The organism is Streptomyces galbus, from assembly GCF_005280195.1.
Lineage (GTDB): Bacteria > Actinomycetota > Actinomycetes > Streptomycetales > Streptomycetaceae > Streptomyces > Streptomyces galbus.
Window position 1 is genome coordinate 1 of the sequence record NZ_SZPR01000068.1, and the last position, 395, is coordinate 395.

Here is a 395-nt window from a genome sequence, read left to right on the forward strand (position 1 = left end):
TCGCGGTCCACCGACTTGCCGTTGGACTCCATGTCCAACTGCTGCAGATAGTCGGTGAACTTGGACAGGTAGTGGCTGTAGGGCAGCACCGCGTGCGACTGGGCGTCGAAGAAGTTGCCGTACCACACCCCCAGCAGGCCCAGCAGCAGCGGGGCGTTGGCCTCGGCCGGGGCGGTGCGGAAGTGGTCGTCGACGATGCGGAACCCGTCGAGCATCTCCCGGAAGCGGTCCGCGCCGATCGCGATCATCAGCGACAGGCCGATCGCCGAGTCGAAGGAGTACCGGCCCCCGACCCAGTCCCAGAACTCGAACATGTTCGCCGTGTCGATGCCGAACTCCGTGACCTTCTCGGAGTTCGTCGACAGCGCCACGAAGTGCTTCGCGACCGCCTTCTC

The 395-nt window shown here is 65.3% G+C and carries 1 pseudogene; it reads right to left on the minus strand.

Annotated elements, in window-relative coordinates:
• A pseudogene (locus E4U92_RS35585) lies at positions 1-395 on the minus strand (glucose-6-phosphate isomerase); the annotation flags it as partial.